22 protein-coding genes are annotated in these 23107 nt (G+C 65.4%); 10 read left to right on the forward strand and 12 right to left on the reverse strand.

Annotated elements, in window-relative coordinates:
* Positions 1-121 precede the first annotated feature (121 nt).
* Positions 122-490: an ArsR/SmtB family transcription factor gene (locus tag U3648_RS09440; RefSeq protein WP_420859206.1), complete on the forward strand. Its 369-nt coding sequence runs from the start codon at positions 122-124 to the stop codon at positions 488-490.
* On the opposite strand, the gene U3648_RS09445 is transcribed toward U3648_RS09440, so the two are convergent.
* A complete protein-coding gene (locus tag U3648_RS09445; protein ID WP_420858985.1) occupies positions 414-869 on the reverse strand; it encodes an Lrp/AsnC family transcriptional regulator in 456 nt (151 codons plus the stop codon). The genes U3648_RS09440 and U3648_RS09445 overlap by 77 nt on opposite strands.
* Positions 866-1321, reverse strand: coding sequence for an Lrp/AsnC family transcriptional regulator (locus U3648_RS09450; protein WP_420858986.1), 456 nt, complete (start codon positions 1319-1321; stop codon positions 866-868). Before U3648_RS09450 ends, U3648_RS09445 begins: the two co-directional genes overlap by 4 nt.
* 136 nt (positions 1322-1457) lie before the next feature.
* Between U3648_RS09450 and ilvC the strand changes: the two genes are divergently transcribed.
* On the forward strand, positions 1458-2480 hold the full coding sequence (gene ilvC, locus U3648_RS09455) for a ketol-acid reductoisomerase (RefSeq protein WP_420858987.1): 1023 nt from the start codon (positions 1458-1460) through the stop codon (positions 2478-2480).
* An 87-nt stretch (positions 2481-2567) separates the two neighbouring features.
* On the opposite strand, the gene U3648_RS09460 is transcribed toward ilvC, so the two are convergent.
* Together U3648_RS09460 and U3648_RS09465 are read right to left on the reverse strand one after the other, a co-directional pair.
* Entirely contained in the window at positions 2568-3017 is a 450-nt protein-coding gene (locus U3648_RS09460) for an SRPBCC domain-containing protein (RefSeq protein ID WP_420858988.1), read from the reverse strand.
* On the reverse strand, positions 3010-3324 hold the full coding sequence (locus U3648_RS09465; protein ID WP_420858989.1) for an ArsR/SmtB family transcription factor: 315 nt from the start codon (positions 3322-3324) through the stop codon (positions 3010-3012). The genes U3648_RS09460 and U3648_RS09465 overlap by 8 nt, the downstream gene beginning before the upstream one ends.
* A gap of 75 nt (positions 3325-3399) precedes the next feature.
* Between U3648_RS09465 and U3648_RS09470 the strand changes: the two genes are divergently transcribed.
* Complete coding sequence (locus U3648_RS09470; protein WP_420858990.1) at positions 3400-4302, forward strand: DMT family transporter; 903 nt, start codon at positions 3400-3402, stop codon at positions 4300-4302.
* Here U3648_RS09470 and glmM read toward each other — a convergent pair.
* Genes glmM through U3648_RS09485 form a run of 3 tightly spaced genes read right to left on the reverse strand, consistent with a single transcriptional unit; the run spans position 4299 to position 7575 of the window.
* Positions 4299-5645, reverse strand: a complete 1347-nt coding sequence (glmM, locus tag U3648_RS09475; protein ID WP_420858991.1) for a phosphoglucosamine mutase — start codon at positions 5643-5645, stop codon at positions 4299-4301. The two genes, U3648_RS09470 and glmM, sit on opposite strands and share 4 nt — an antisense overlap.
* Before the next feature lie 5 nt (positions 5646-5650).
* Positions 5651-6628 (reverse strand): dihydropteroate synthase, encoded by a 978-nt coding sequence (folP, locus tag U3648_RS09480; protein WP_420859207.1) that lies wholly within the window; start codon positions 6626-6628, stop codon positions 5651-5653.
* Positions 6629-6654: 26 nt separating this feature from the next.
* Complete coding sequence (locus tag U3648_RS09485) at positions 6655-7575, reverse strand: dihydroneopterin aldolase (RefSeq protein WP_420858992.1); 921 nt, start codon at positions 7573-7575, stop codon at positions 6655-6657.
* Between the two features lie 427 nt (positions 7576-8002).
* Between U3648_RS09485 and U3648_RS09490 the strand changes: the two genes are divergently transcribed.
* Both U3648_RS09490 and U3648_RS09495 read left to right on the forward strand, forming a co-directional pair.
* Positions 8003-10507: a putative PEP-binding protein gene (locus U3648_RS09490; RefSeq protein WP_420859208.1), complete on the forward strand. Its 2505-nt coding sequence runs from the start codon at positions 8003-8005 to the stop codon at positions 10505-10507.
* A gap of 156 nt (positions 10508-10663) precedes the next feature.
* Complete coding sequence (locus tag U3648_RS09495; RefSeq protein ID WP_420858993.1) at positions 10664-11347, forward strand: cell wall hydrolase; 684 nt, start codon at positions 10664-10666, stop codon at positions 11345-11347.
* A gap of 215 nt (positions 11348-11562) precedes the next feature.
* Here U3648_RS09495 and U3648_RS09500 read toward each other — a convergent pair whose 3' ends face one another.
* On the reverse strand, positions 11563-13311 hold the full coding sequence (locus tag U3648_RS09500; protein WP_420858994.1) for a serine protease: 1749 nt from the start codon (positions 13309-13311) through the stop codon (positions 11563-11565).
* A gap of 195 nt (positions 13312-13506) precedes the next feature.
* Here U3648_RS09500 and U3648_RS09505 point away from each other — a divergent pair, with 195 nt between their 5' ends.
* Genes U3648_RS09505 through glyS form a run of 3 tightly spaced genes read left to right on the forward strand, consistent with a single transcriptional unit; the run spans position 13507 to position 17194 of the window.
* Positions 13507-14439, forward strand: a complete 933-nt coding sequence (locus U3648_RS09505; RefSeq protein ID WP_420858995.1) for a glycine--tRNA ligase subunit alpha — start codon at positions 13507-13509, stop codon at positions 14437-14439.
* On the forward strand, positions 14436-14969 hold the full coding sequence (locus U3648_RS09510; protein WP_420858996.1) for a DUF6446 family protein: 534 nt from the start codon (positions 14436-14438) through the stop codon (positions 14967-14969). The genes U3648_RS09505 and U3648_RS09510 overlap by 4 nt, the downstream gene beginning before the upstream one ends.
* Entirely contained in the window at positions 14969-17194 is a 2226-nt protein-coding gene (glyS, locus tag U3648_RS09515) for a glycine--tRNA ligase subunit beta (RefSeq protein ID WP_420858997.1), read from the forward strand. Before U3648_RS09510 ends, glyS begins: the two co-directional genes overlap by 1 nt.
* Before the next feature lie 173 nt (positions 17195-17367).
* On the opposite strand, the gene U3648_RS09520 is transcribed toward glyS, so the two are convergent.
* From U3648_RS09520 to U3648_RS09530, 3 genes are read right to left on the reverse strand one after another with little or no spacing between them, the layout of a single operon-like run.
* The gene (locus tag U3648_RS09520; RefSeq protein ID WP_420858998.1) at positions 17368-18723 is read right to left on the reverse strand and encodes an MATE family efflux transporter; all 1356 of its coding nucleotides are present in this window, start codon (positions 18721-18723) and stop codon (positions 17368-17370) included.
* Positions 18724-18778: 55 nt separating this feature from the next.
* Entirely contained in the window at positions 18779-19678 is a 900-nt protein-coding gene (locus U3648_RS09525) for a nickel/cobalt transporter (RefSeq protein WP_420858999.1), read from the reverse strand.
* Positions 19666-20322, reverse strand: coding sequence for a DUF1007 family protein (locus U3648_RS09530; protein WP_420859000.1), 657 nt, complete (start codon positions 20320-20322; stop codon positions 19666-19668). The genes U3648_RS09525 and U3648_RS09530 overlap by 13 nt, the downstream gene beginning before the upstream one ends.
* Positions 20323-20422: 100 nt before the next feature.
* Here U3648_RS09530 and U3648_RS09535 point away from each other — a divergent pair, with 100 nt between their 5' ends.
* Both U3648_RS09535 and U3648_RS09540 read left to right on the forward strand, forming a co-directional pair.
* Positions 20423-21070, forward strand: coding sequence for a DUF2461 domain-containing protein (locus U3648_RS09535; protein WP_420859001.1), 648 nt, complete (start codon positions 20423-20425; stop codon positions 21068-21070).
* A complete protein-coding gene (locus U3648_RS09540) occupies positions 21067-21951 on the forward strand; it encodes a LysR family transcriptional regulator (RefSeq protein WP_420859002.1) in 885 nt (294 codons plus the stop codon). The genes U3648_RS09535 and U3648_RS09540 overlap by 4 nt, the downstream gene beginning before the upstream one ends.
* A 217-nt stretch (positions 21952-22168) precedes the next feature.
* Here the strand turns inward: U3648_RS09540 and U3648_RS09545 are convergent, their stop codons facing one another.
* Complete coding sequence (locus tag U3648_RS09545; protein ID WP_420859003.1) at positions 22169-23107, reverse strand: isopenicillin N synthase family dioxygenase; 939 nt, start codon at positions 23105-23107, stop codon at positions 22169-22171.

Raw genomic sequence — 23107 nt, forward strand, 5'->3', positions numbered from 1 at the left:
TAGATATATTGGCATTTACGAAGGTTCGACGAACAATCAAGGGCACTGTTAACGGCTCATCAACTGGCGCCCACCACACTGGCAGCAATCAAGACGGAGCCCGACGATGACACATGACGCCATGCATGCCCGCGCCTTTCGCGCCCTTTCCCATCCTCGCCGGATGCGCTTGTTCAGGTTGCTGGCCGAACAGCCCCAGGCAGGCGAAAGCATCCACTCTCTCATCGGTCTCAGCCGCATCCCAGAAGCGTCCTTTCGCCACCATTTGCGAGAAATGGAACTGGCCGGACTGATCAAACGGCAACGCAAGGGCCCGACGGTTCGCGTCATTGTGACACCGCAAGCGTTGCAGGCAGCCATGGAGACGGTTCGGCTTCTACTGCGCCACCGATCCCACAAGGCCACCGCAAGCGTTAGACCGGGCCCGGCCGCCTTTCCTCGGACAACAGAACATTCGCCTCGACATTGCCGACCCCCGGCAGGGTCATGATCCGGCGGCGCAGCACCCGTTCGAAGTCCGCCAGATCGCGGGCCACGACCCGCAGGCGGTAGTCATACAGCCCCAGCACATGTTCGACCGTCTGCACCTCGCGAATGGCGCTGACCGCGCGTTCGAAATCTTCAAGGCTCACGCGGCCCTTTGCGGCCAGTTTCACCCCCAGAAACACCGTCACCCCAAAGCCCAGCTTTTCCCGGTCCAGCACCAGCCTGCGGCCCGCGATCACCCCCGCCTCCTCAAGCCTGCGGACGCGCCGCCACGTGGCGGGCTGCGACAGGCCAAGACGGCGGCCCAGACGGCTGGCCGTCATCTCCGCGTCATCCTGCAAGGCCCGCAGGATCGCCCGGTCGATCTCGTCAACCTCGGTCACAGCGGCAATGCCTCCTCTGCCTTGACCGTGGCCACCAGCATCAGCGCCTCGATATCGGCGATATGCGGCAGGGTCAGAATTCGGTCGCGGTAGATTGCCTGCCAATGGGCAAGGTCGCGGGCCACGATATGCAGCCGCACATCGACCCGGCCAAGAAAGGTCTGGATCTCGATCACCTCGGGCACGGCGCGGGCCCCGTCGATGAAATCGTCGAAGGCGCGCGGGTCGGTCTTGTCCAGCGTCACCCGCAGGGACACCGCCACCTCGAACCCCAGAGCTTTCCAGTCGATCACCGCCTCCTGCCCCTGCAGGATGCCATCGGCGCGCAGCTTGTCGATCCGCCGGGTCAGGCGGCCCACGGTCAGCCCGCAGCCCTCGGCCAGGTCCGGCAGCGATTGCGCGGGATCGTCCTGAAGCAGACGCAGAATGCGGCGGTCGGCATCATCAAGCATGAATTTTTCACTATTTGATTCTCCGGCGAATAACAACTTCACAATTCGCGAAAATATCAGGCCACACCATCTCGCCATTCCTGCGTGGCCCTTCTAGGGTGCGCACCAATCGAAACCCGCATGAAGGACGAAACTGATGCGCGTCTATTACGATCGCGATTGCGATGTGAACCTGATCAAGGACAAGAAAGTTGCCATTTTGGGCTACGGGTCGCAGGGCCACGCCCACGCGCTGAACCTGCGCGACTCGGGCGCGAAGAACCTCGTCGTCGCCCTGCGCGAAGGCTCCCCCTCTGCCGCCAAGGCCGAAGGCGAAGGCCTGCAGGTCATGGGGATCGCCGAAGCCGCCGCCTGGTGTGACGTGATCATGTTCACCATGCCCGACGAACTTCAGGCAGAGACCTACAAGAAATACGTGCACGACAACCTGCGTGAAGGCGCGGCGATTGCCTTTGCCCACGGCCTGAACGTGCATTTCGGCCTGATCGAGCCGAAGCCCGGCGTTGACGTGATCATGATGGCCCCCAAGGGCCCGGGCCACACCGTGCGCGGCGAATACACCAAGGGCGGCGGCGTGCCCTGCCTCGTGGCCGTGCATCAGGACGCCACCGGCAAGGCCATGGAAATCGGCCTGTCCTACTGCTCCGCCATCGGCGGCGGCCGCTCGGGCATCATCGAAACCAACTTCCGTCAGGAATGCGAAACCGACCTCTTCGGCGAACAGGCCGTTCTGTGTGGCGGTCTGGTCGAACTGATCCGCATGGGCTTTGAAACCCTGGTCGAAGCCGGCTACGAGCCGGAAATGGCCTATTTCGAGTGCCTGCACGAAGTGAAGCTGATCGTGGACCTGATCTACGAAGGCGGCATCGCCAACATGAACTACTCGATCTCGAACACCGCCGAATACGGCGAATACGTGTCCGGCCCGCGCATCCTGCCCTACGACGAAACCAAGGCCCGGATGAAAGCGGTTCTGACCGACATCCAGACCGGCAAGTTCGTGCGTGACTTCATGCAGGAAAACTCTGTCGGCCAGCCCTTCTTCAAGGCAACCCGCCGGATCAACGACGAACACCAGATCGAACAGGTCGGCGAAAAGCTGCGCGCCATGATGCCCTGGATTTCCAAGGGCAAGATGGTCGACAAGTCGAAGAACTAAGTCGATCGAAAATCAACGGAACAGCCCGCCATCCGGCGGGCTGTTTTCGTTTGGTGTGTCGGGTGGGTCAACACCCTCCTGCCCCGGTCAGATCGCGTTGACGAACCGTTCGCCCAGCACGAAATCCCAGCCCTTGTCGTAATTGTCCCGGCGCGGCCCCGCCTGATCGGCCCAGACCTCCCACCCTGTGTGGGTCAGGGTCACGGCGCAACGCCCGTCGTCGGTGGCGGCAAAGCCGACCTCGACCCGGGTCGGATTGTCGGCATTGTTGCCGGGGTGCCATGTCATCGCCAGCCGCGTCCCGGGATCGTAGATCAGCACCTCGCCCCACTCGGCGCGGCCTCCGACGTGCATCGTCTCATAGACGGCACCGCCCACGCGCGGCTCGATCGTGACCGCCAGCGCCGCTTTCCCGGCGGCCGCCGATACCACATGCCCCTCCAGCGGCCACCAGTCGGCAATCCGGTTGGCAAAGACGTCGAAGGCGCGGGCCGGGTCGCAATTCACGATCACCGTCTTGATAATGGGGTCAGTCATCTTTGGGCTCCAGAGTATTGATTTCGCTTGCAAACCTATCCATCACGTCGGTCCAGAACCCATCCAGCCAGCGGCGCAACTCCGCCAGCCCCTGCGGGTCGACGCTATAGATCCGGCGGGTTCCGTCCTGCCGCGCCACGACCAGACCGGCATCCGACAGAACCTTCAGATGTTGCGACACGGCCGGTCGGCTGACCGGCAGGCCCTTGGCGATCTCGCCAACCGGACCGGGGGCGCGTGCCAGCGTTTCGAACACCTGCCTGCGGGTTGGATCGGCAAGCGCCGCGAGTGATTCTTGGTAAGACATGACTTACGGTAAGTCATAGCTTACACCTTTGCAATCCCCTGATGACAAGCCCTTTGCGGCGCGGTATGGCGCAGCATGACACAGGCACCGACCCCCGCGAACTGGCTTTCCGTGATCTCCCTCGGGCTGATCTGGGGCGGGACCTTCATGGTCGTGTCCATCGCCCTCGAAGGATATGGCCCGCTGACCGTCGCCTGCGCCCGTACCACGCTGGGCGCGCTGGCCCTTCTGTCCCTGATGGCGGTGATGGGGCGGCCCCTGCCCAGCCGGGCGGCGATGATCTACCTCATTCCCATCGGCGCATTTAATACCGCCCTGCCCTTTTCCCTGCTCAGCTGGGGCCAGCAATATGTGCCCTCGGCCTTTGCCGGGATTTCTATGGCAGCGTTGCCGCTGATCGTTCTGCCGATGGCGCATGTGTTCAGCGATGAAAAGCTCAGCGCGCAAAAGGCATTGGGGGTGGTAATTGGCTTTGCCGGGGCGCTGGTGCTGATCGGACCGGGGCTGATGGCGCTGGGACAGGGGGCGGAACCGCTGGCGCAGCTGGCCTGCATCGGGGCCTCCGTGTCCTATGCCGTATCCTCGGTCATGACCCGGCGCTGCCCGCCGGTAGACCCGATCACGCTGGCGGCCTTCACGCTGGTGGTGGGCGCGGCGATCCTGATCCCGGCGATGCTGTTGATCGAAGGGGTCCCGACATGGACCGGCGCGCGGTCGGGCTGGGCGATCCTGTTCCTTGGCTTCGTGCCCACGGCACTGGCCGCCCTGCTGCGGGTGCTGGTCATCCGCAGCGCCGGGTCGGTCTTCATGACGCTGGTCAATTATCAGGTGCCGCTGTGGTCGGTCATCTTCGGCTGGCTGGTCCTGTCCGAGGACCTGCCGTGGCGGTTCTTCGTGGCGCTTGGGTTGATCCTGTTCGGACTGGCGGTCAGCCAGTGGCGCGGCCGACCGACCCGGATACTTGGTCCCCGGGCCTAGCCCGCCGCGGCCTGCACCTCGGCCACGATCCCCTCGACCACCTGCGCCAGCAGCCCATCGTCTTCGCATTCGGCCATGACCCGGATCAACGGTTCGGTCCCCGACCGGCGGATCAACAACCGGCCCTTGCCGGACAAAAGCCCCTCGGACTCGGCTATCACTTTTCGAACCTTCTGGTCCGAAAGCGGGTCCTTGCCGTCCGAATACCTTACGTTTTTCAACATCTGCGGGACCGTCTCGAAAACGTGGCACAGTTCAGAGGCGCGCTTGCCGGTCTCGACCATCGCGGCAAGGAATTGAAGGCCCGCCAAAAGCCCGTCACCGGTAGTGGCATAGTCGGTCATCACGATATGGCCCGACTGCTCCCCGCCAAGGTTAAAGCCTCCCGCGCGCATCGCCTCGACCACATGGCGGTCGCCGACCTTGGTGCGTTGCAGATGCAGGCCCCGCCCCTCAAGGTATCGCTCCAGCCCAAGGTTCGACATGACGGTCGCCACCAGTGTGCCATGGGCCAGCCGCCCGGCATCGGCCCAGCGCCCGGCCATCAGCGCCATGATTTGGTCGCCATCGGCGACGCGCCCGTTTTCATCAAGGATCATCACCCGGTCGGCGTCACCATCCAGGCAGATGCCGACATCCGCGCCATGGGTGACAATCGCCTCGGCCGCCGTGCGCGGGCTGGTCGATCCGCAATTGTCGTTGATGTTGGTGCCATTGGGCGTCACGCCCACAGGCACCACATCGGCGCCCAGCTCCCAAAGGACTTCGGGGGCGATCCTGTAGGCCGCGCCGTTGGCGCAATCGACCACAACCTTCAGCCCGTCCAGCCGCATCCCCGCCGGGAAGGTGCCCTTGATCCGCTCGCCATAGCGGAACCGACCATCGTCGATCCGCTTGGCCCGGCCAATATTGTTGGCCTGCGCCGGTTCCGTCCCCTCCTCGGTCAGCCGTTCGATCTCGGCCTCGGCCTCGTCCGACAGCTTGAACCCGTCGGGGCCAAAAAACTTGATCCCGTTGTCGTGGTGCGGGTTGTGACTGGCCGACACCATGATCCCCATGTCCGCCCGCAGCGAGGTGGTCAGCAGCCCCACCGCCGGGGTCGGCACCGGGCCCAGCAGAAACACGTTCATCCCGGTCGAGGTCAGCCCCGCCGTCAGCGCGTTTTCAAACATGTAGCCAGACAGGCGGGTATCCTTGCCGATCACCACCCGGTGTTCGTTCGACCCGTCGTTGCGGAAATAGCGGCCCGCAGCAGCCCCGATCCGAAGCGCCATTTCGGCAGTCATCGGATATGTATTCGCGGTGCCGCGCACCCCGTCGGTTCCGAACAGCTTCCGTGTCATATGGTCTATGCCCCACTCAATGCCATGTGCAGGCTCAGCGCCTGTCTTGTTTCCCCGGTATCATGGACGCGCAGGATCTGCACGCCCTGGGCCACCCCGGCCAGCGCCACGGCAAGCGATCCGGGCATCCGGTCGCGCGCGTCGTCCACGCCCGCGATGGTGCCAATGAACCGCTTGCGGCTGGCGCCCAGAAGTATCGGGCAGCCAAGCGCATGATAGAGGGAAAGATGGCGCAGAAGCGTCACGTTATGTTGCAAAGTCTTGCCAAAACCGATGCCGGGGTCAGTGACGATCCGGGCACGGTCGATCCCCGCCGCCTCGGCCGCTGCGATCCGGTCTTCAAGGAAATCGTAAACGTCCAGCACCACATCGTCATAGCGCGGATCGTCCTGCATGGTCTGCGGGTCGCCCTGTGCATGCATGAGGCAGACCGGCAGCCCGCTGTCGGCGGTGATCCCCGCCAGCGCCGGGTCAAAGGTGAAGGCGGCAACGTCATTGACCATGCTGGCCCCGGCCCCGATGGCGGCACGGGCGACCATGGATTTGCGGGTGTCGATGGAAATCGGAATATCGCTGCCCGCCCGGATCGACCCGATCACCGGGGCGGTGCGGCTGATTTCCTCCTCTACCCCGATCTCGCGGGCACCGGGGCGGGTGCTCTCGCCGCCCACGTCAATGATATCGGCGCCTGCCGCCTGCATTGCGCGGGCCTGCGCCAGCGCCGCCTCGGGCGCGTTGAACAGCCCACCGTCCGAAAAACTGTCCGGGGTGACGTTCAGGATACCCATGATCCGGGGACGCTCCATGGACAGGGTCCCGACATTGGCACGTGGGGCGGTCAGCCGGGCCTTCACTGTATCGGGCAGATCGGCGGCGGCGATCATCTCGGCCGCGCGATCCCGGCGCAGCACTTCCACCCGATCGAACCAGCACCAGCCCCCGGCAAGGGTCAGCGCGCCCTCGGGGCGGTGCGGGTCGGTCATCGGGATCGGGCGAAAATACTCCTTGATCACAGCAGTTTCTCCGCATCGACGGGCAGCGCCCGGACCGGCATCTCGCTTGCGGGGGCCTCGGCCCCGATCACCAGCAGTTCCGCTGCCTCCACCTGCCCGGCGAACCAGCCCATCAGGGCCAGCGCGTCGCGCGGGCTGGCCGAAGGGCCATCGAACGCATCCAACACGATCTTGGACGGGGCCCAGACACAGATCTGGCCATTCTTCATCGCCCAATCCAGCTCGGTCCGGGTGGCCACCACCATGCAGCGGCGGTCCCGCCCGGCCAGCATCCATGCGTTCTGCTCCAGCGCCAGAAGGTCGATCCGGCGCTGCGGCAGGGCGGCGGCGGCCTGTGGTGCGGGCAGGTCGGGGGCGCCCACGCAAAAGATCAGGGGCGCGCTGTCGGCCGACAATTCGTCAATCCAAGCGCCAATGCGGTCCGATCCGATGGCCGCGTTTGACAGGTAGACAAGGCGCGGATGCGGCACCTGCACGTGGTCCTGACCCGCGCGGGCCTCTTCGCCCTGCGCCCGGACGATCTCGACCCCCAGCGAAAACGGACCCCGGTCCAGTTTCTCGATCCGGACAAAGACGCGCTGCGCAAGCGGCTCCAGCAGGATCCGTTCGGCAACGCGGGCGGCAAGGGTCTCCAGAAGGTTGATCCTCTCGACGCCCAGCTCATGGGCGATGGCCTCGGTCAGCACATCATAGGAAAGGATGCGGTCCACATCGTCCTCGGCGGCACCCTGCTGCGGCGCGACCTCGACCACGATGTTGAAGCGGACGCGCTGAAGATGGCCGCGCTCCTGCTCGAAGGCGCCGATTTCCACCTCGACCACGTAGTCACGCAGAGAAATGCGGTCGCAGGGCTGGGTGGCGCTTGCCTCGGCCCGCTCGGAGGGATGGGCAAAGGCCATGCGGATATCGTCAGTCATCGGGTCTGGGTCCGTCGTTGTTCTTGTCCGGGCATACTATCCGGGGGCGGGCGTAACAAGCGCCCCAAGGCGGCAGGCGGCGGTGGAAAACCGGCGAAGGTCAAGGGGTGGTGGGTTAAAACCCACCTTACCCGGGGGCGCTTCGCCCCCCGGACCCCCCGAGGATATTTTTGACCCAAAGAAGAAAGGACCCTGAGTCCAGCCCCTTCTTTGGGTCGATAAATATCCCGGGGTGAATGGCACGGAACGGGCCAGAGGGGCAGAGCCCCTGAAACGTAAGGTGGGTTTCAACCCACCATCCACCTTCCCCGCAATTCTTTTCTTGCCGCGAATCGCTTGCGGGCTATGGTGCGCCTATCCGGAGGATGCCGCATTGCAGCAAGACACGATCTACCCACCCGTGACACTGATCACAGCTGACGCGCCGATGTCGCCGTCGGTCCATGGTGGCCGCGCGAAATGCCTGCAGCGGCTGATCCGGCTGGAGATGCCGGTACCCACCACCGTCGCCCTGTCCTTCGACGCGGTGCGCGGGATCGCGCAGGGCCAGATGCCCGACCTGAAACAGGTGCTTGCCCCCTTCGGGCCAGACCCGCTCTTGTCTGTCCGCCCGTCGAGTGAAGACCCCGATTGGGGCGGGCCCGGCGCAATCCTGAACATCGGCATGACCGACGCCCGCCATGCCGAAATGTGCGCCCGCATGGGCGAGGCAGAGGCGACCGCCATCTATCTTCGGTTCATCCAATCCTACGCGGTCCATGTGGCGCGCCTGGACCCCGAAGTTTTCGACATCCCCGAACATCCCACCGGCGCCAATCTGCGCGCCGCGCTGGATGCCTATGAATACGAGATGGACGAGGCCTTCCCGCAGGACCCGGCCTGCCAGCTGGCCGAGGTCCTGCGATCCATGGCGCGGGCCTGGGACGGCACCTCGGCCCGGCTGTTGCGGCAGGCCAAGGGCGCCCCCGCCAACGCCGGGCTTGGCCTTGTCGTGCAGGCCATGGCGCTGGGGGTGGGTCCGGGCGAATGCGGCTCTGGCGTGATCCAGTTCATCGACGAGACGACGGGCGGCCAGCGGATCAAGGGCCGCTATCTTGCCCAAAGTCAGGGGCGCGAGGCATTGGGCGCCGGAACCGGGGCGATGTTCCTGACCCGCGATCCGCGCGGCCCGTCAGTCGAGGAAACCCAGCCCGAGATTTTCGAGGCCCTGACCCGCTTTGGCGAGATCTGCCGCACCCGCCTGCGCGAGGAAATGCAGATCGAATTCACTATCGAGGACGGCAGTATCGCGATCCTTGATGCGGTCCGCGTGCCCCGGTCGTCCCGGGCAGCGGTCCGGGTGGCCGTGGCCCTTGCCGACGACGGGATCATCGCCCGCGAAGAAGCGGTGATGCGGGTCGACCCCGCGGCCCTGTCGGAAATGCTCCACCGGCAGGTGGACCCCACTGCCCCACGTGACCGGATCACCAGCGGCATCGCCGCCAGCCCCGGCGCGGCATCGGGCCGGATTGTCTTTACCGCCAATGACGCGCAGGCCAGCGCGGCCCGGTCCGAGCCTTGCGTTCTGGTCCGCTGGGAAACCTCGCCCGAAGATATCCGCGGGATGCATGCCGCACAGGCAGTCCTGACCATGCGCGGCGGGATCACCAGCCACGCGGCGGTGATCGGCCGGGGCCTTGGCCTGCCCTGCGTCGTGGGGGCCTCGGACCTGACCATCGACCGCAAGAAGAAACGCCTGATCGCCCCTGACGGCCGCAGCTTTGCCGAAGGTGACGTGATTACCGTCGACGGCACCAGCGGCGACATCCTGGCCGGTGAGGCGCCAATGATCGAGGCGGCGCTGGATGAAGAGTTCCGCGCCCTTCTGGCCTGGGCGGACGAGTTTCGCGATATCGGGGTCCGCGCCAACGCCGACACCCCCGCCGACGCCCAGACCGCCCGCAACTTCAAGGCGCAGGGGATCGGCCTGTGCCGGACCGAGCACATGTTCTTTGAGGGCGACCGACTTGTCGTCATGCGCGAAATGATCTTTGCCGACAGCGCCCCCGAACGGCGCGCGGTGCTGGACCGGCTGTTGCCGATGCAGCGGGCCGATTTCGCCGCCCTGTTCGAGATCATGCAGGGCAAGCCGGTCTGCATCCGCCTATTCGACCCGCCGCTGCACGAATTCCTGCCGGTGGACAAGGCCGGCATGCGCGACCTTGCCGAACAACTGGGCCTTGCGCTGGCCGATGTGAACGCGCGGGTCGAGGCCCTTTCGGAATATAACCCCATGCTGGGGATGCGCGGCGTCCGGTTGGGTCTGACCTATCCCGAGATCTACGACATGCAGGCCCGCGCGATCTTCGAGGCCACGGTCGAGGCCAGCGCCAAGGGCGCCCCAGTGGTGCCCGAAATCATGATCCCGCTGGTCAGCGCCATGCGCGAGGTCGAGATCGTCAAGACGCGGATCGATGCGGTGGCGGCGGCGGTCAAGGCCGAAACGGGGGCCGAGTTCGACTACCGGCTGGGGGTGATGGTGGAAACGCCCCGCGCCTGCCTTCGGGCCGCCGATATCGCGGAACACGCGGCCTTCCTGTCTTTTGGGACGAACGACCTGACCCAGATGACCTACGGGCTGTCGCGCGATGATGCGGGCCGCTTCATGTCGGCCTATGTCAAGGCGCATGTCTACGAGGAAGACCCGTTCCACACCCTTGATATCGACGGGGTCGGAGAGCTTTTGTCGATGGCCGCCGAACGCGGCCGGGCCGGCCGTCCAGAGGTGATCCTGTCAGTCTGTGGCGAACATGGCGGCAGTCGGTCGGCCATTGCCTTCTGCCGGAAGCAGGGGTTCGACTATGTCTCCTGCTCGCCGTTCCGGGTCCCGCTTGCGCGGCTTTCCGCTGCACAACTGGCGATTGCGGACCGGCTTGATCCCAAGATTTCGTAGTTATATCAGGACTTTCCGCATCATATTGAATGTGCCCGGACACACATAGCGGAAATGCGTCTGACGCAGAGCCAAAAGGGTAGACGGATCGACACCTGTCGTTTAGGGGAAGCGGGCCTGCGTGGGGGCTGACCGCGCGGAACCTGGGATGGGCGGATGACCCTGCAACGCGGACTTCGGACACTCCGCACGGCGATGATTGCCGTGCTCGGAACTGGGCTTCTTGCGGCGCCTGTCGCGGCGGAAGAGCTTCTGGCGACCCGGTTGGGCGAGCTTCTGGGACAGGAGCGGCAGTCCATCGGGGTCGTGCCCTCGGCCCGATTGTCCGCACTGACCGCACCGCCCCGCACCGATGCCGCCGACACTGTCGTCGCACCCAGCGGCTTTGCCTATGACGAGGGCTATCTTGCCTCGGTCCCGGCGGCGAGCGGCGGCGACCAGTGGCAATGCCTTGCAGAGGCCCTGTATTTCGAAGCCCGCGGCGAAAGCGTCCGTGGTATGTTCGCCGTTGGCGAAGTGATCCTGAACCGGGTCGAAAGCTCCAGCTTCCCCGGGTCGGTTTGTGGCGTCGTGCATCAGGGGACCGGGCGGCGCTATGCCTGCCAGTTCACCTATACCTGCGACGGAAATGCCGAAACGATTCATGAACCCGCCGCATGGGTGCGGGTTGGCAAAGTGGCCCGGCTGCTTCTGGACGGGGCGCCGCGCAGTCTGACCGATGGGGCGACCCACTACCACACCCGCGCGGTCAGCCCGCGCTGGGCCCGCAGCTTCCCCCAGACCGCCGCGATCGGGTCGCACCTGTTCTACCGGCAACCGACGCGGACCGCATCGAACTAGGACGGTGGGTTAAAACCCACCCTACTTTTGAGGGGCTCTGCCCCTCTGGCCCTTTCGGGCCATTCACCCCGGGATATTTTTGACCCAAAGAAGGGGGCTGGACTCAGGGTCCATACTTCTTTGGGTTAGAAATATCCACTGGGGGTCCGGGGGGCGACGCGCCCCCGGGTAAGGTGGGTTTAGACCCACCGTCGCCAGTTCAGGCCGCCCTGCCCCTACCAGCAGCTCACCAGAACCGTCATATCGGCGGCCCGAAGGGTCAAGGTTTCGGGCGGCATATAGGCAAGGCTGTCGGTGGTCTGCACCTCGACCCCTGCAGCCTCCAGCGCCGCGACAATAGTATCGCTGTCGAGCGTAAAGCTGACCTCTGGCGGCAGCATCTGGCCGTTCAGCTCTGCCTTGGGCAGGAGCATCCCCAGCACCGCGCCGCCGTTGTCGAAGACCGGCCCGCCCGCGTCGCCCGGCTGCGCGGTCAGCGCCAGCCGCTTAAGTTCTTCTTCGCCGTTCAGGCCCCGGATGTCGGCCAGTTTGCCAAAGGTAAGGGTCGGCAGGGACAGCACGCCACCATAGGGGAAGCCGCCTACGGCGACCTGATCCTGCAGGCGCGGTATGGCGGTTTGGAATTCCGCCACGCCCATCGGTGCCAGATCGTCCCGCGCCCGCAATACGGCGATGCCAAGGCCCGCGTCCACATGGGTCACTTCGGCCTCGTGGGTTTCGTCGATGGTCAGGCTCGCGCACTGCCCGACCGCCTCTGCCGTGGTCAGGACCGCGCCGTCGTCGGTCACGTAGAACCCCGACCGCGACAGGCGCGGCTGCCGGATCTGTAGCCCCGACACAAGGTCGATCGCCTGATCGTCGTCCGCAGGCGCGATGGCGGGGTCAAGAACGCCGTCGATCGCCGCATAGCTGCCGATCATCTCGGCCAGAATGCGGCTGCGCCGTTCGTCGTCCCCGGCGGGCCAGACAAGGATGAACCCCTTGATCTGCCCGTCCTGCAGGCTGGCCTGGGCATAGCTGTGCAGGTCCGCGTCCTGCCCGTCGATGGTAAAGCTGTCACTGTCGCGGGACCGTGGGCCTTCTGTCGGGATGATTTCCAGCGTCTGCAGGATCTCATAAAGACCGAAAAGCCGGTTTTGGTCGCCTTCCTGGCTGATCAGCAGAAGCTGCGCACCGATATCGCCCGTCGGCCCGTATTTGGCGAAGGGCGGTTCGTATTCGTCAAAGGCCAGAACCCCGGCAGGCACCAGCATTTCGATCCCGGCGGCGGTGTCGCGGGTCAGGGTCAGGTTCATCCCGTTTAGAACGGCGTTATATTGCGCGAAAAGCTCGGCCCGTTGGCCGGTGGTCAGAACGCCAGTCGGCTCGTGGTTGTTGGCTTCCTGCCAGGACTGCATGGAGGCGCGGGTGCCGCGTCCGAAGGCTCCGTCGATGGCGCTGTTGTAGAAACCCGCCCATTGCAGGGCGACCTGCAGGTCCATCCGTTCTTCCCGTGTCAGTGCGGCCTCCGAGGCGCGGGCCTCGCGCGGGGTCTCATCCGGGATCGCAATTTCGGGCTCCGGCTCTACCAGTGCGACAGGTTCCTCCGCCGCGACGGGGTCATCGACGGTGGACGGCAGCGGCTGCGCGGTGGTCTCCGCGCCTACGCCCACCGGCCAGAACTGCTGCTGAAAGCGGCGCCCATCGGCGATGAAACTGTCGGTGGGAATCTGGCCGGACCGGCGCAGATCGGCCAGCAGCTGTTCGGCGTCCGCCGCCCCATAGGGCCCAAGCGCGATCCCGTACCAACCCGAGCCGAGGTAGTAGCCATTCACATTGTCCAGCCGCTGCGCATAGGCGCGCGCCCGGTCCTGTGCCTGCGCAAGGGTCGGCTGGGCCTCGACCTGGACCCAGGCGATGTCCTGCGCCAAGGCCTGCACGCCGAAGAAAACCGTCACAATGAAAACCGCGAATTTCCGTATCATACCCGTTCCCGAATGTCCTGTTTCGCCCCGTGCCGGGCGTTGTTCGCCGGACAAACTAGCAGACCAGACGGCCTGTGCAGCAGGAATCTGCCCCGCAACCGCATTTGCCTGTAATTTCACGGCGGCGCGTCCGATTGACCCCATCCGCCGCCCGTCCTATTGAGGCGCCAAGCAGAAGCAGGAAGCGAAAGCCCCATGTCCGACAAACCCCGTTCGTTCCAGGAAATCATCCTGCGGCTTCAGTCCTACTGGGCCGCCAAGGGATGCGCCGTCTTGCAACCCTATGACATGGAGGTCGGCGCGGGCACCTTCCACCCGGCCACAACCCTGCGCAGCCTTGGATCACGGGCCTGGGCAGCGGCCTATGTGCAGCCCTCGCGCCGTCCGACAGACGGGCGCTATGGCGAAAACCCGAACCGGTTGCAGCACTACTACCAGTATCAGGTCATCATCAAACCCAGCCCGCCGGATCTTCAGGACCTTTATCTTGGATCGCTTCAGGCGATCGGGATCGACGCGACCCTGCACGACATCCGCTTTGTCGAAGACGACTGGGAAAGCCCGACACTCGGCGCCTGGGGTCTTGGCTGGGAGGTCTGGTGCGACGGGATGGAAGTCAGCCAGTTCACCTATTTCCAGCAGGTCGGCGGCCACGATTGCCACCCGGTCTCGGGCGAGCTGACCTATGGTCTGGAACGTCTGGCGATGTATGTTCTGGGCGTCGATCACGTGATGGACATGCCGTTCAACGACCCCGACGCGCCCATCGCCCTGACCTATGGCGACATCTTCCGCCAGACCGAGGAAGAATACAGCCGCCACAACTTTGACGCCGCCGACACCGACCAGCTGTTCCAGCACTTCAAGGACGCCGAGGCCGAGTGCCAGCGCATTCTGGACAATCCCGTCGATGACCCGAAAACCGGCAAGCGGATCGTCATGGCCCACCCGGCCTATGACCAGTGCATCAAGGCATCCCACCTGTTCAACCTGCTGGACGCGCGGGGCGTGATCTCGGTCACCGAACGGCAGGCCTATATCGGGCGGGTCCGGGCGCTGGCCAAGCTATGCGCCGATGCCTTTGTCCAGACCACCGCCGGGGGCTACACCGCCGGGGCGGCCCAATGAACGCAACACGTCTAGCCATATCGGGGATCGTCTTGAGCGCGCTTATCGCTGGCCTTGCCATGTATTACCTGCAGGTCTACGCCTTTTATGACGAAGTCACCGCCGAAGACGCGGGCGGGGTCGAACTGACCCTTGTGGGCACCGATGCCCGCGACCCGATCAACTTTGACAACTTTCAGGCCATCGACAGCGACAGCAGCCCCCTGCGGTTCCGCGCCTGTTTCACCACCGGCCATTCGCTGGCGATGCTGACCGAAACCTATGAAATCTACGACGCCGCCGAACCGCTGGTCGCGCCCGCGTGGTTTTCCTGCTTCGACGCCCGCGCCATCGGCGAGGCCCTTGAAAGCGGCGAGGCTGTCGCCTTCCTGAGCCGCGAAAACGATCCCTATGGCTTTGACCGGGTCGTCGCCGTCTTTCCTGACGGGCGCGGCTATGTCTGGCCCCAAATGAACCACTGCGGAGAGGTCGTTTTTGACGGCGACCCGGCCCCCGAAGGCTGCCCCCCTGTCCCCGAAGGACTGCAATAATGCCCGATCTGCTGATTGAACTCTTCTCGGAAGAAATCCCCGCCCGGATGCAGGCGCGCGCCGCCGATGACCTGCGGCGGCTGGTCACCGATGGGCTGGTCGAGGCCGGTCTGACCTACAAAGGCGCCGCCGGCTTTGCCACGCCGCGCCGTCTGTGCCTGTCGATCGAGGGGCTGGACGCGGAATCGAAACCCGTGCGCGAAGAGCGCAAGGGCCCGGCAACCACCGCCCCTGACAAGGCGATCGAGGGCTTCCTGCGCGCGACCGGCCTGTCGAAGGAACAGCTGGAAGTTCGCCCGGCGGGCAAGGCCGAGGCCTATTTCGCCGTGATCGAAAAACCGGGACGCAAAGCGGCCGAAATCATCGCCGAGCTGCTGGAACCCACCATCCGCAACTTCCCCTGGCCCAAGGCGATGCGCTGGGGCGCGGGGTCTTTGCGCTGGGTCCGCCCCCTGCATTCCATTATCTGCCTGCTGACCGACGAGGCCGGGGCCGAGATCGTGCCGTTTGAAATCGACGGGATCACCGCCGGAAATACCACCCGCGGCCACCGCTTCCTGTCCGAGGGCGCGATCACCGTCAGCGGCTTTGACGACTACGAGGCCAAGCTGAAGAAGGCCCATGTCATCCTGCGGACCGAGGAGCGGGCCGACCACATCTGGCACGACGCCACCAACTTGGCCTTTGCGCGCGGCATGGAAGTGGTCGAGGACAAGGGCCTTCTGGCCGAGGTTGCGGGGCTGGTCGAATGGCCCGTGGTCCTTCTGGGCGAGATCGGCGCGGATTTTCTTGGGCTGCCGCCCGAGGTGCTGCAAACCTCGATGAAGGAACACCAGAAGTTCTTCTCGGTCCGCAACCCCAAGTCGGGACGGATCGAAGGCTTCGTCACCGTCGCCAACATGGAAACCGCCGACAAGGGCGCGACCATCCTTGCGGGCAACCAGAAGGTACTTTCGGCGCGGCTGTCGGATGCGAAATTCTTCTGGGAAAACGACCTGCGGGTGGCCAAGGCGGGCATGGGCGACTGGACCGACGGTCTGGCAAATGTGACCTTCCACGCCAAGCTGGGCAGTCAGGCCGACCGGATCGCCCGGATCGCCGCCCTTGCGCGCGAGATTGCCCCCGCCGTGGGCGCCGATCCGGACAAGGCCGAAGAGGCCGCAAAGATCGCCAAGGCCGACCTGCGGTCCGAAATGGTCGGCGAATTCCCCGAGCTTCAGGGGGTCATGGGCCGCTACTATGCGCTCGAGGCAGGGCGGGCGACGGATGTTGCCAATGCCGCCCGCGACCACTGGAAACCGATGGGGCAAGGCGATGATGTGCCGTCCGATCCCGTGGCCGTCGCCGTGGCGCTGGCCGACAAGCTGGACACGCTGACCGGGTTCTGGGCCATCGACGAAAAGCCCACCGGGTCGAAAGACCCCTTCGCCCTGCGTCGCGCCGCGCTGGGGGTGATCCGGCTGGTGCTGGAAAACGATCTGCGCCTCTCGCTGGACCGCTATTTCGATGCGCAACTTCTGCGCCTGCGGGCACGGCAGAATGGGCATGACGAAACCGCGCATCAGCTGTTGAACGAAATGCTGGACGAAATCGCCGATCATGGGGTCTTTGGGGCCGCCGTGCGCACGGTGATCGAACGGTTCGACGGGGACACCCCCGACGCAGTCGAACAGGCCCGGACCGAGATTCCGGACACTTCCGAAAACCTTCTGGCCTTCTTCCACGACCGCCTGAAGGTGTTCCTCAAGGACCAGGGCATCCGCCACGATGTGATCGACGCCTGCGTGGCCATGCAGGGCAATGACGACCTGACCCTCTTGGTCAAACGCGCGCAGGCCCTCTCGGCCTTCCTTGCGACCGAGGATGGCGAGAACCTGATCCAAGGCTTCAAGCGGGCCAACAACATCCTGTCTCAGGCCGAGGAAAAGGACGGGGTGGAATATTCCTTTGGCGCCGATGTGAAGTTCGCGGAAGGGCCCGAGGAAACAGCGCTCTTTGCCGCGCTGGACGGGGCAGAGGCCGCGATTGGCCCGGCGATGGAGGCCGAGGATTTTGGCGCCGTCATGGGGGCGATGGCCGGGCTGCGCGCGCCCATCGACGCCTTTTTCGAGGCAGTGCAGGTCAACGCCGACAACGCCGTGGTGCGGCGCAACCGGCTGAACCTTCTGTCCCGGATCCGGACGATCTGCCTGTCGGTCGCCGATCTGACCCGGATCGAAGGCTAGGGGTGGTGGGTTAAAGCCCATCCTACACTCAGCTTTTGTCACAGCCGCCGGGTCGCGTAGCGGCCCGGCACACGCCCGCCCGCCCCCAAGGCGGGCGTGTTCCACGCCCACCCGGGTGGGCGCGTGCCTGCATTGGAGATGTCCCGTAAGGTGGGTTTCAACCCACCCTTCCCCTATCGGGCGATCCGCACCGTGTGCAGCCAGAACCGCGCCGACAGGCTGATCGCCGCACAGCCCAGCCCGACGGTCAGACCCAGCCAAAGGCCCACCTCTTCCCACCCCAGCACGAAGGCCATGATGTAGGACGCGGGCACGCCGATCACCCAGTAGCTGAGCGTGGCCAGCCACATGGGCACATTGGTGTCCTGCACCCCGCGCAACAGCGACAGGGCCACGATCTGCCCGGAATCGACGAACTGGAACAGCGCCGACAGCAGGATCAGCACGATCCCGATCTCGATAATCGCGTCGCGGGCCGGGTCGGTCGGGTCCAGGAAGGCCCCGGCCAGCGGGCCGGGGATGGCGACGAAAATCACCACAACCGCGACCCCGAAGGTAAAGGCGATCAGATGGGCGGCCTTGCCCACGGTGCGCAGCGCCGCCTCGTCCCGCCGCCCGAATGCCCCGCCCGCGCGGATCGTCGCGGCCTGGCTCATGCCAACATGGAACATGAAGGTCAGCGCGGTGACCTGCAGCGCGATGCCATGGGCCGCCAGTTCCTTTTCTCCGATCCAGCCCATCATGATGGCAGAGGCGTTGAACAGCCCCCCTTCGGCCAGCGAGGTCAGCCCGATCGGCACACCCAGCACGAACAGCCGCCACAGTGCCTGCCAATCGGGCCGCCATATCCGCTGGAACAGGGCGTAGTCGGGCAGTTTGATCTGGGCATAGATGGCCAGCACGATCAGGGTGAAGCACTGGATCAGAACCGAGGCGATGGCCGCCCCTTCGATCCCCAGTTCCGGCGCCCCAAGGTTGCCGAAGATCAACGCATAGTTCACCACGGCGTTCAGGAACACGCCCGACACGGTGACCCAGAGCTGCACCCCGGTCAGCTGCAACCCCGACAGGTAGGATCGCAAGACCTGCGCCAAAAGCGCGGGCACCATGCCAAAGACCGCGATCCGCAAGTATTTCTGCCCTTCCGCCGCCACCTCTGCCGTCTGGCCCAGCCACAAGAGAACCGCCTCGGACCACCAGAGCGGCGGGAAGGCCAGCGCGAAATAGGCGACGGACAGCCACAGCCCCATGCGGGTGGCCCGCCGCGCCTGCGTCGTGTCGCCCTCGGCCTCGGCCGCGGCGACCAGAGGCATCACCGCATGGGCAAACCCCGCCCCCATGATGAACAGGATGAACCAGGTCGAGGTCGCAATGGTCGCCGCCGCGAGGCTGAGGATGGAATACCATCCCAGCATCACCGTATCGGTCATATGGATCAGGAAACCCGCGACGAAACTGCCCACCAGCGGCAGGCCAAGCCCCAGAAGGCTTCGGGTTTCGGTCCGAACGGAATGAGAGATCGCAGTCATCACCAAGCCTTAGGCCGGGACCGCGCCATGGTCCAGAGGCGTCGTGCCCCGGCTGTCAGATCACGCGCAGCGCGAGTTGCAGCGCAAGCACAGCAACAACCGCCCCGGCCAGAATCTCCACCCCGGCCATGGCCCGCGCAGCGCCCCGGCTGGCCGCGACCTGCGCCAGCGCGCTTTCGCGAAACCCCACCGCCGCGATGGCGACCACGACGGTGATTGTCGCCGTCCCCAGCCCCATGGCGAAGGCACCGATGATCCCGGCCCAATCCGCGCCGATCCGCCAGCACAGGATCAGAAGGAACAGCGCCCCGGTGCAGGGCCGGATGCCGATGGTGCCGATCACGGCCAGCGCGTCCCACAGGCTGCGCGTGTCCTGCGCCTGTTGCAGGCTTGGGCCGTGGGCATGGCCGCAGTGGTCGCAGGTCTCTCCCTCGCCGTGGTGGGCGTGGTCCGCCACGCCGCCCGCACGCCGCCAGTGCCGCAGCCCGCGCCAGACCAGCCACAGTCCCACCAGCCCGATCAGCCCATAGGACAGCGGCGCCATGACCCGGTCGGCCAGCCCCTGCATATAGGTCCGCGACCAGCCCAGCAGCAGGACACCGGCATAGACCAGCACCACCGCGCTGGCCGCCTGCGCCAATGATCCGCCCAGCGCCAGAAGCGACAACCGCCCGACCGGCACCCGGCTGCCGACGCCGACCCCGCCGATCACCAGCTTGCCGTGCCCCGGCCCCGCCGCATGGACCACACCATAGGCAAAGGCCACGCCCCACAACCCCCAGACAGCCGCCAGATCGCCCGCCTTCAGCGCCCGCAGCGCACCGGCCATCGCATCCTGCGCCTCGCGCTGACCGGACGCCGCCCAGAAGGCGACCCTATCAGCCCCACCAAAGCCCCAGAGCCAGACTGCGACGCCCAAAAGGGCCACGGCCGGTAGCGCGATCAGGGCACGCATGTGACCTCGACCCGGTCAGCGAATAGATGGCCCACCTCGGGCAGGTTTTCCTCGGGCCCGAACTGGTCGATCGACCGGCCGAACAGGATCTGTTCGGCCTGTGTCTGGGCAGCGGCGATATCGGCCGGGTGCAGCCGGGCGGCACAGCCCGCGCCGCCCTCCAGCCCGATCACCTCGTCCACGATATGGGCGGTGTAGTAATAGGGGTCATAGGGGGCGACGATCAACGGCGCGTCGCTGGCCGAAACCGGGGTTTGCAGCGGGCGGTAATGGCTTTCCTCCATCCGCCCGTCGACAAGACGCACCTGCGCCGCCTGCCGCGGTCCAAGGGGCAGTGCCACGCCCCCCTGCTCCAGCGTCAGGTCGCCGGCAAACCCCTCGGGCCAGTCCAGGACAAAGTCCGACAATTCCTGCAATTCCGCCTCGGTCAGGGCCATGTCGCCATCGGGATCAAGGCCCATATCCTCGGTCAGAAGAAGCGAGAAGAAGTCATCGTAAAGCCAGACCAGCCGGACCCCCGCGACACGGCCCGCGTCATCGAAGACAACGGTGACCGAGGTGTCGATGAAGACATGGGGATGCGCCTGCAGGGGCGCGGCCAATGTGGCAAGGGCAAGGGTGGCGGCAATCAGCGTTGGTTTCATGATGGGCAAGCTAGTGCCAAGCGCGCCGATCCTCAATGGACAGCGGGCGCGCGGTTGGCCATGATCGGCGGGGAACTGCCAGACGCCGGAAAGGGCGGGAATGACCGATTATGACCTGATGATCGACACGGGCCGGGCGTTTTATGCCCGCCTTGCGGAAAACAACACCAAGGACTGGTGGGAGGCGAACCGGCAGACCTATGACACGATCCTGAAACCGTCGGCAGAGGCGCTGTTAAAGGAACTTGCAGGGCCGCTATCGGACATCGCGGGGGCACCGGTCCGGCCCAAGCTGTTCCGGCCCCATCGCGACGTGCGGTTTTCAAAGGACAAGACCCCCTACAAGCCGCATCTTCACATGCTCTGGCAGGTCGAAGACGCACAGGCCCCCGCGTCGCCCGCTTATTTCTTCGGGCTTGCGCCTGACTACGTGATCGCGGGCGGCGGCATCCTCGGCTTTGACAAGCCAGTGCTGGAAAACTGGCGCAATTTCGTGGATCTGGACGCCGACCGCGTGGCCGACATTTTCGGCGGTCTGGCCAAGGCCGGGTTTACCCTGCGCGAACCCGCGCTGAAACGGGTGCCCCCGCCCTACCCTGCCGATCACCCGCAGGCCGATCTGTTGCGGATGAAGGCCTGTGTCGCCACCCGGCCCCTTGGGGTTGGTCCGGTACCCGACGCGATCCTGTCAGCCTTCCGCGACCTGAAACCGATGAACGATTTCCTGCTGCAGGTGGCCTGCGCATGATCGACAAGCTGGAAATGTTCATCGCGCTGGCGCGTGAGGAACACTTTGGCAAGGCCGCTGAAAGCCTCGGGATCACACAGCCGACCCTGTCGGCGGGGATCAAGGCGCTGGAAGCGCAGCTTGGGGTGCAGCTTGTCTGGCGCGGGTCGCGCTATGGCGGGCTGACGCCCGAAGGGGCGCGGGTGCTGGATTGGGCGCGGCAGATCGTGGGCGACGTCCGCACCATGCGGCAGGAAATGCGCGCCGTGAAAATGGGGCTGTCGGGCGACCTGCGGCTGGCCGCCATCCCCACCGCGCTGACCAAGGCGGCAGAGCTATCCGCGACCTTTCAGGCGCGCCACCCGGGCGTCCATTTCACCATCCTGTCGCGGACCAGCGCCGAGATCCTGTCGATGCTCGACAACCTCGAGATCGACGGCGGGATCACCTATCTGGACAATGAACCGCTGGGGCGGGTCACCAGCGTGCCGCTTTACCGCGAGGACTATACGCTGGTCTGCGCCGAGACTTCGGAATTCGCGGGCCGCGAGGGGGTGAAATGGGCCGAACTGGAAGGCCAGCCCCTGTGCCTGCTGACCCCGGACATGCAGAACCGCCGGATCATCAACCAACATCTGGCAGAGGCCGGGGTGACCCCCGGACCGACCGTGGAAAGCAATTCCACAGTGGTCCTTGTGGCCCATGTGGCGACGGGCCGTTGGATGACGATCCTGCCCACCAAGATGGCCGAATTTCTGTCGGTCGGAAAACCCTTGCAGGTGGTGCCCCTGACCGGGCGGCGGCAGCATCACGCCGTAGGTCTGATCGCCCCCTACCGCGAACCGCATACCCCGGTGATGGCCGCCCTGCTAACCGAGGCGCAGAAGGTCGCGGACGGATAGGGGGCGGGCGGTGGGTTGAAACCCACCTTGCGTTCAGGGGCTCTGCCCCTCTGACCCTTTCGGGCCATTCACCCCGGGATATTTATTGACCCAAAGAAGGGGACTGGACTGAGCGTCCGTTCATCTTTGGGTCTCAAATATCCTCTGGGGGCCATGAATTATCTGGTGTGGGGGCGAAGCACCCCCGGGTAAGGTGGGTTTTAACCCACCATCCCATCTAGCTTCCGGCAGAGCGGAATTTCTCCATCAGGTAGGGGCCGGACCGGACTGGCGGATAGGTATCCGATCCGTCAAGGGGTGTGATTTCTGCCTCCCAGTCGGGTTGGTGAAAGAAGGCAAGGCTTTGACGGGCAGGCTGATCCGGCAGCGCCACCACCCGGTGCAGCGTTGACACCCAGCGGTCCGCCGTCCAGCGCGCCATCAGATCGCCGATGTTGATGACGAAGGCGCCTGCCTCGGCCGGAACATCAACCCAGTTCCCGTCCGACATCACCTGCAATCCCCGCGACCCCGCCTGCGGCTGCAGAATGGTGAGCGAGCCGTAGTCCGTATGCGCCCCGGCTCGTTGCTGCCGGTCCAGCGCCGCGCCCTGCGTCGCCGGATAATGCAGCGCCCGCAGGGCCGAGATGGGGTTGCCGATGAAAGGCGCGAAGAACCCCCGGTCCAGCCCCAGCGCCTCGGCGAAGGCGGCCATGATCCGCGCGGCCAGCGCCTCCATTTCGGCGTAATAGGCCTCCCACGCAGGTCGGAACCCCGGCAAGTCGGGCCATAGCGTGGACTGGTAGCAAAAGGCATGGGCGTCCGGGTCTGTCACCCCGTCCGGCACCCGCAGCGGGCCGCCGTTGAAGCTTTCCTTCAGGTCGGGCGGCGTGTCTTCGCCCTTGGATTTCGCCAGCGCCTCCTTGTCCGGGCCAAGGTAGCCGTAGGGGTAGCCCGGATAGGGTGCAGCGACCGCCTGCTTCGCATCGACCCGCTGGGCAAAGAAGGTCTGCGCCGCCTGCCAGACCCCGCGGGTCACGTTTTGCGGCACCCCATGGCCGCGCAGGATCAGAAACCCGCTGTTGCGACAGATCGCATCCAGACGAGCGGCTTCCCCGGCGCGCTCTGCGCCGGTCGCGGCCTCGAACCGGGCCAGGTCAAGCGTGGCGAAGTCCAC

It is taken from the genome of Marivivens marinus (genome assembly GCF_035969385.1).
In the GTDB taxonomy this organism is placed as follows: Bacteria; Pseudomonadota; Alphaproteobacteria; order Rhodobacterales; family Rhodobacteraceae; genus SELP01.

Coding starts and splice junctions, on each gene's coding strand:
- U3648_RS09450 (WP_420858986.1), bottom strand. CDS start 1,321: ATGCTTGATGATGCCGACCGCCGCATTCTGCGTCTGCTTCAGGACGAT.
- glyS (WP_420858997.1), top strand. CDS start 14,969: ATGCCCGATCTGCTGATTGAACTCTTCTCGGAAGAAATCCCCGCCCGG.
- glmM (WP_420858991.1), bottom strand. CDS start 5,645: ATGACACGGAAGCTGTTCGGAACCGACGGGGTGCGCGGCACCGCGAAT.
- U3648_RS09495 (WP_420858993.1), top strand. CDS start 10,664: ATGACCCTGCAACGCGGACTTCGGACACTCCGCACGGCGATGATTGCC.
- U3648_RS09510 (WP_420858996.1), top strand. CDS start 14,436: ATGAACGCAACACGTCTAGCCATATCGGGGATCGTCTTGAGCGCGCTT.
- U3648_RS09440 (WP_420859206.1), top strand. CDS start 122: ATGCATGCCCGCGCCTTTCGCGCCCTTTCCCATCCTCGCCGGATGCGC.
- U3648_RS09490 (WP_420859208.1), top strand. CDS start 8,003: ATGTCGCCGTCGGTCCATGGTGGCCGCGCGAAATGCCTGCAGCGGCTG.
- ilvC (WP_420858987.1), top strand. CDS start 1,458: ATGCGCGTCTATTACGATCGCGATTGCGATGTGAACCTGATCAAGGAC.
- U3648_RS09520 (WP_420858998.1), bottom strand. CDS start 18,723: ATGACTGCGATCTCTCATTCCGTTCGGACCGAAACCCGAAGCCTTCTG.
- U3648_RS09505 (WP_420858995.1), top strand. CDS start 13,507: ATGTCCGACAAACCCCGTTCGTTCCAGGAAATCATCCTGCGGCTTCAG.
- U3648_RS09525 (WP_420858999.1), bottom strand. CDS start 19,678: ATGCGTGCCCTGATCGCGCTACCGGCCGTGGCCCTTTTGGGCGTCGCA.
- U3648_RS09460 (WP_420858988.1), bottom strand. CDS start 3,017: ATGACTGACCCCATTATCAAGACGGTGATCGTGAATTGCGACCCGGCC.
- U3648_RS09485 (WP_420858992.1), bottom strand. CDS start 7,575: ATGACTGACGATATCCGCATGGCCTTTGCCCATCCCTCCGAGCGGGCC.
- folP (WP_420859207.1), bottom strand. CDS start 6,628: ATGACCGACCCGCACCGCCCCGAGGGCGCGCTGACCCTTGCCGGGGGC.
- U3648_RS09535 (WP_420859001.1), top strand. CDS start 20,423: ATGACCGATTATGACCTGATGATCGACACGGGCCGGGCGTTTTATGCC.
- U3648_RS09500 (WP_420858994.1), bottom strand. CDS start 13,311: ATGATACGGAAATTCGCGGTTTTCATTGTGACGGTTTTCTTCGGCGTG.
- U3648_RS09465 (WP_420858989.1), bottom strand. CDS start 3,324: ATGTCTTACCAAGAATCACTCGCGGCGCTTGCCGATCCAACCCGCAGG.
- U3648_RS09540 (WP_420859002.1), top strand. CDS start 21,067: ATGATCGACAAGCTGGAAATGTTCATCGCGCTGGCGCGTGAGGAACAC.
- U3648_RS09530 (WP_420859000.1), bottom strand. CDS start 20,322: ATGAAACCAACGCTGATTGCCGCCACCCTTGCCCTTGCCACATTGGCC.
- U3648_RS09470 (WP_420858990.1), top strand. CDS start 3,400: ATGACACAGGCACCGACCCCCGCGAACTGGCTTTCCGTGATCTCCCTC.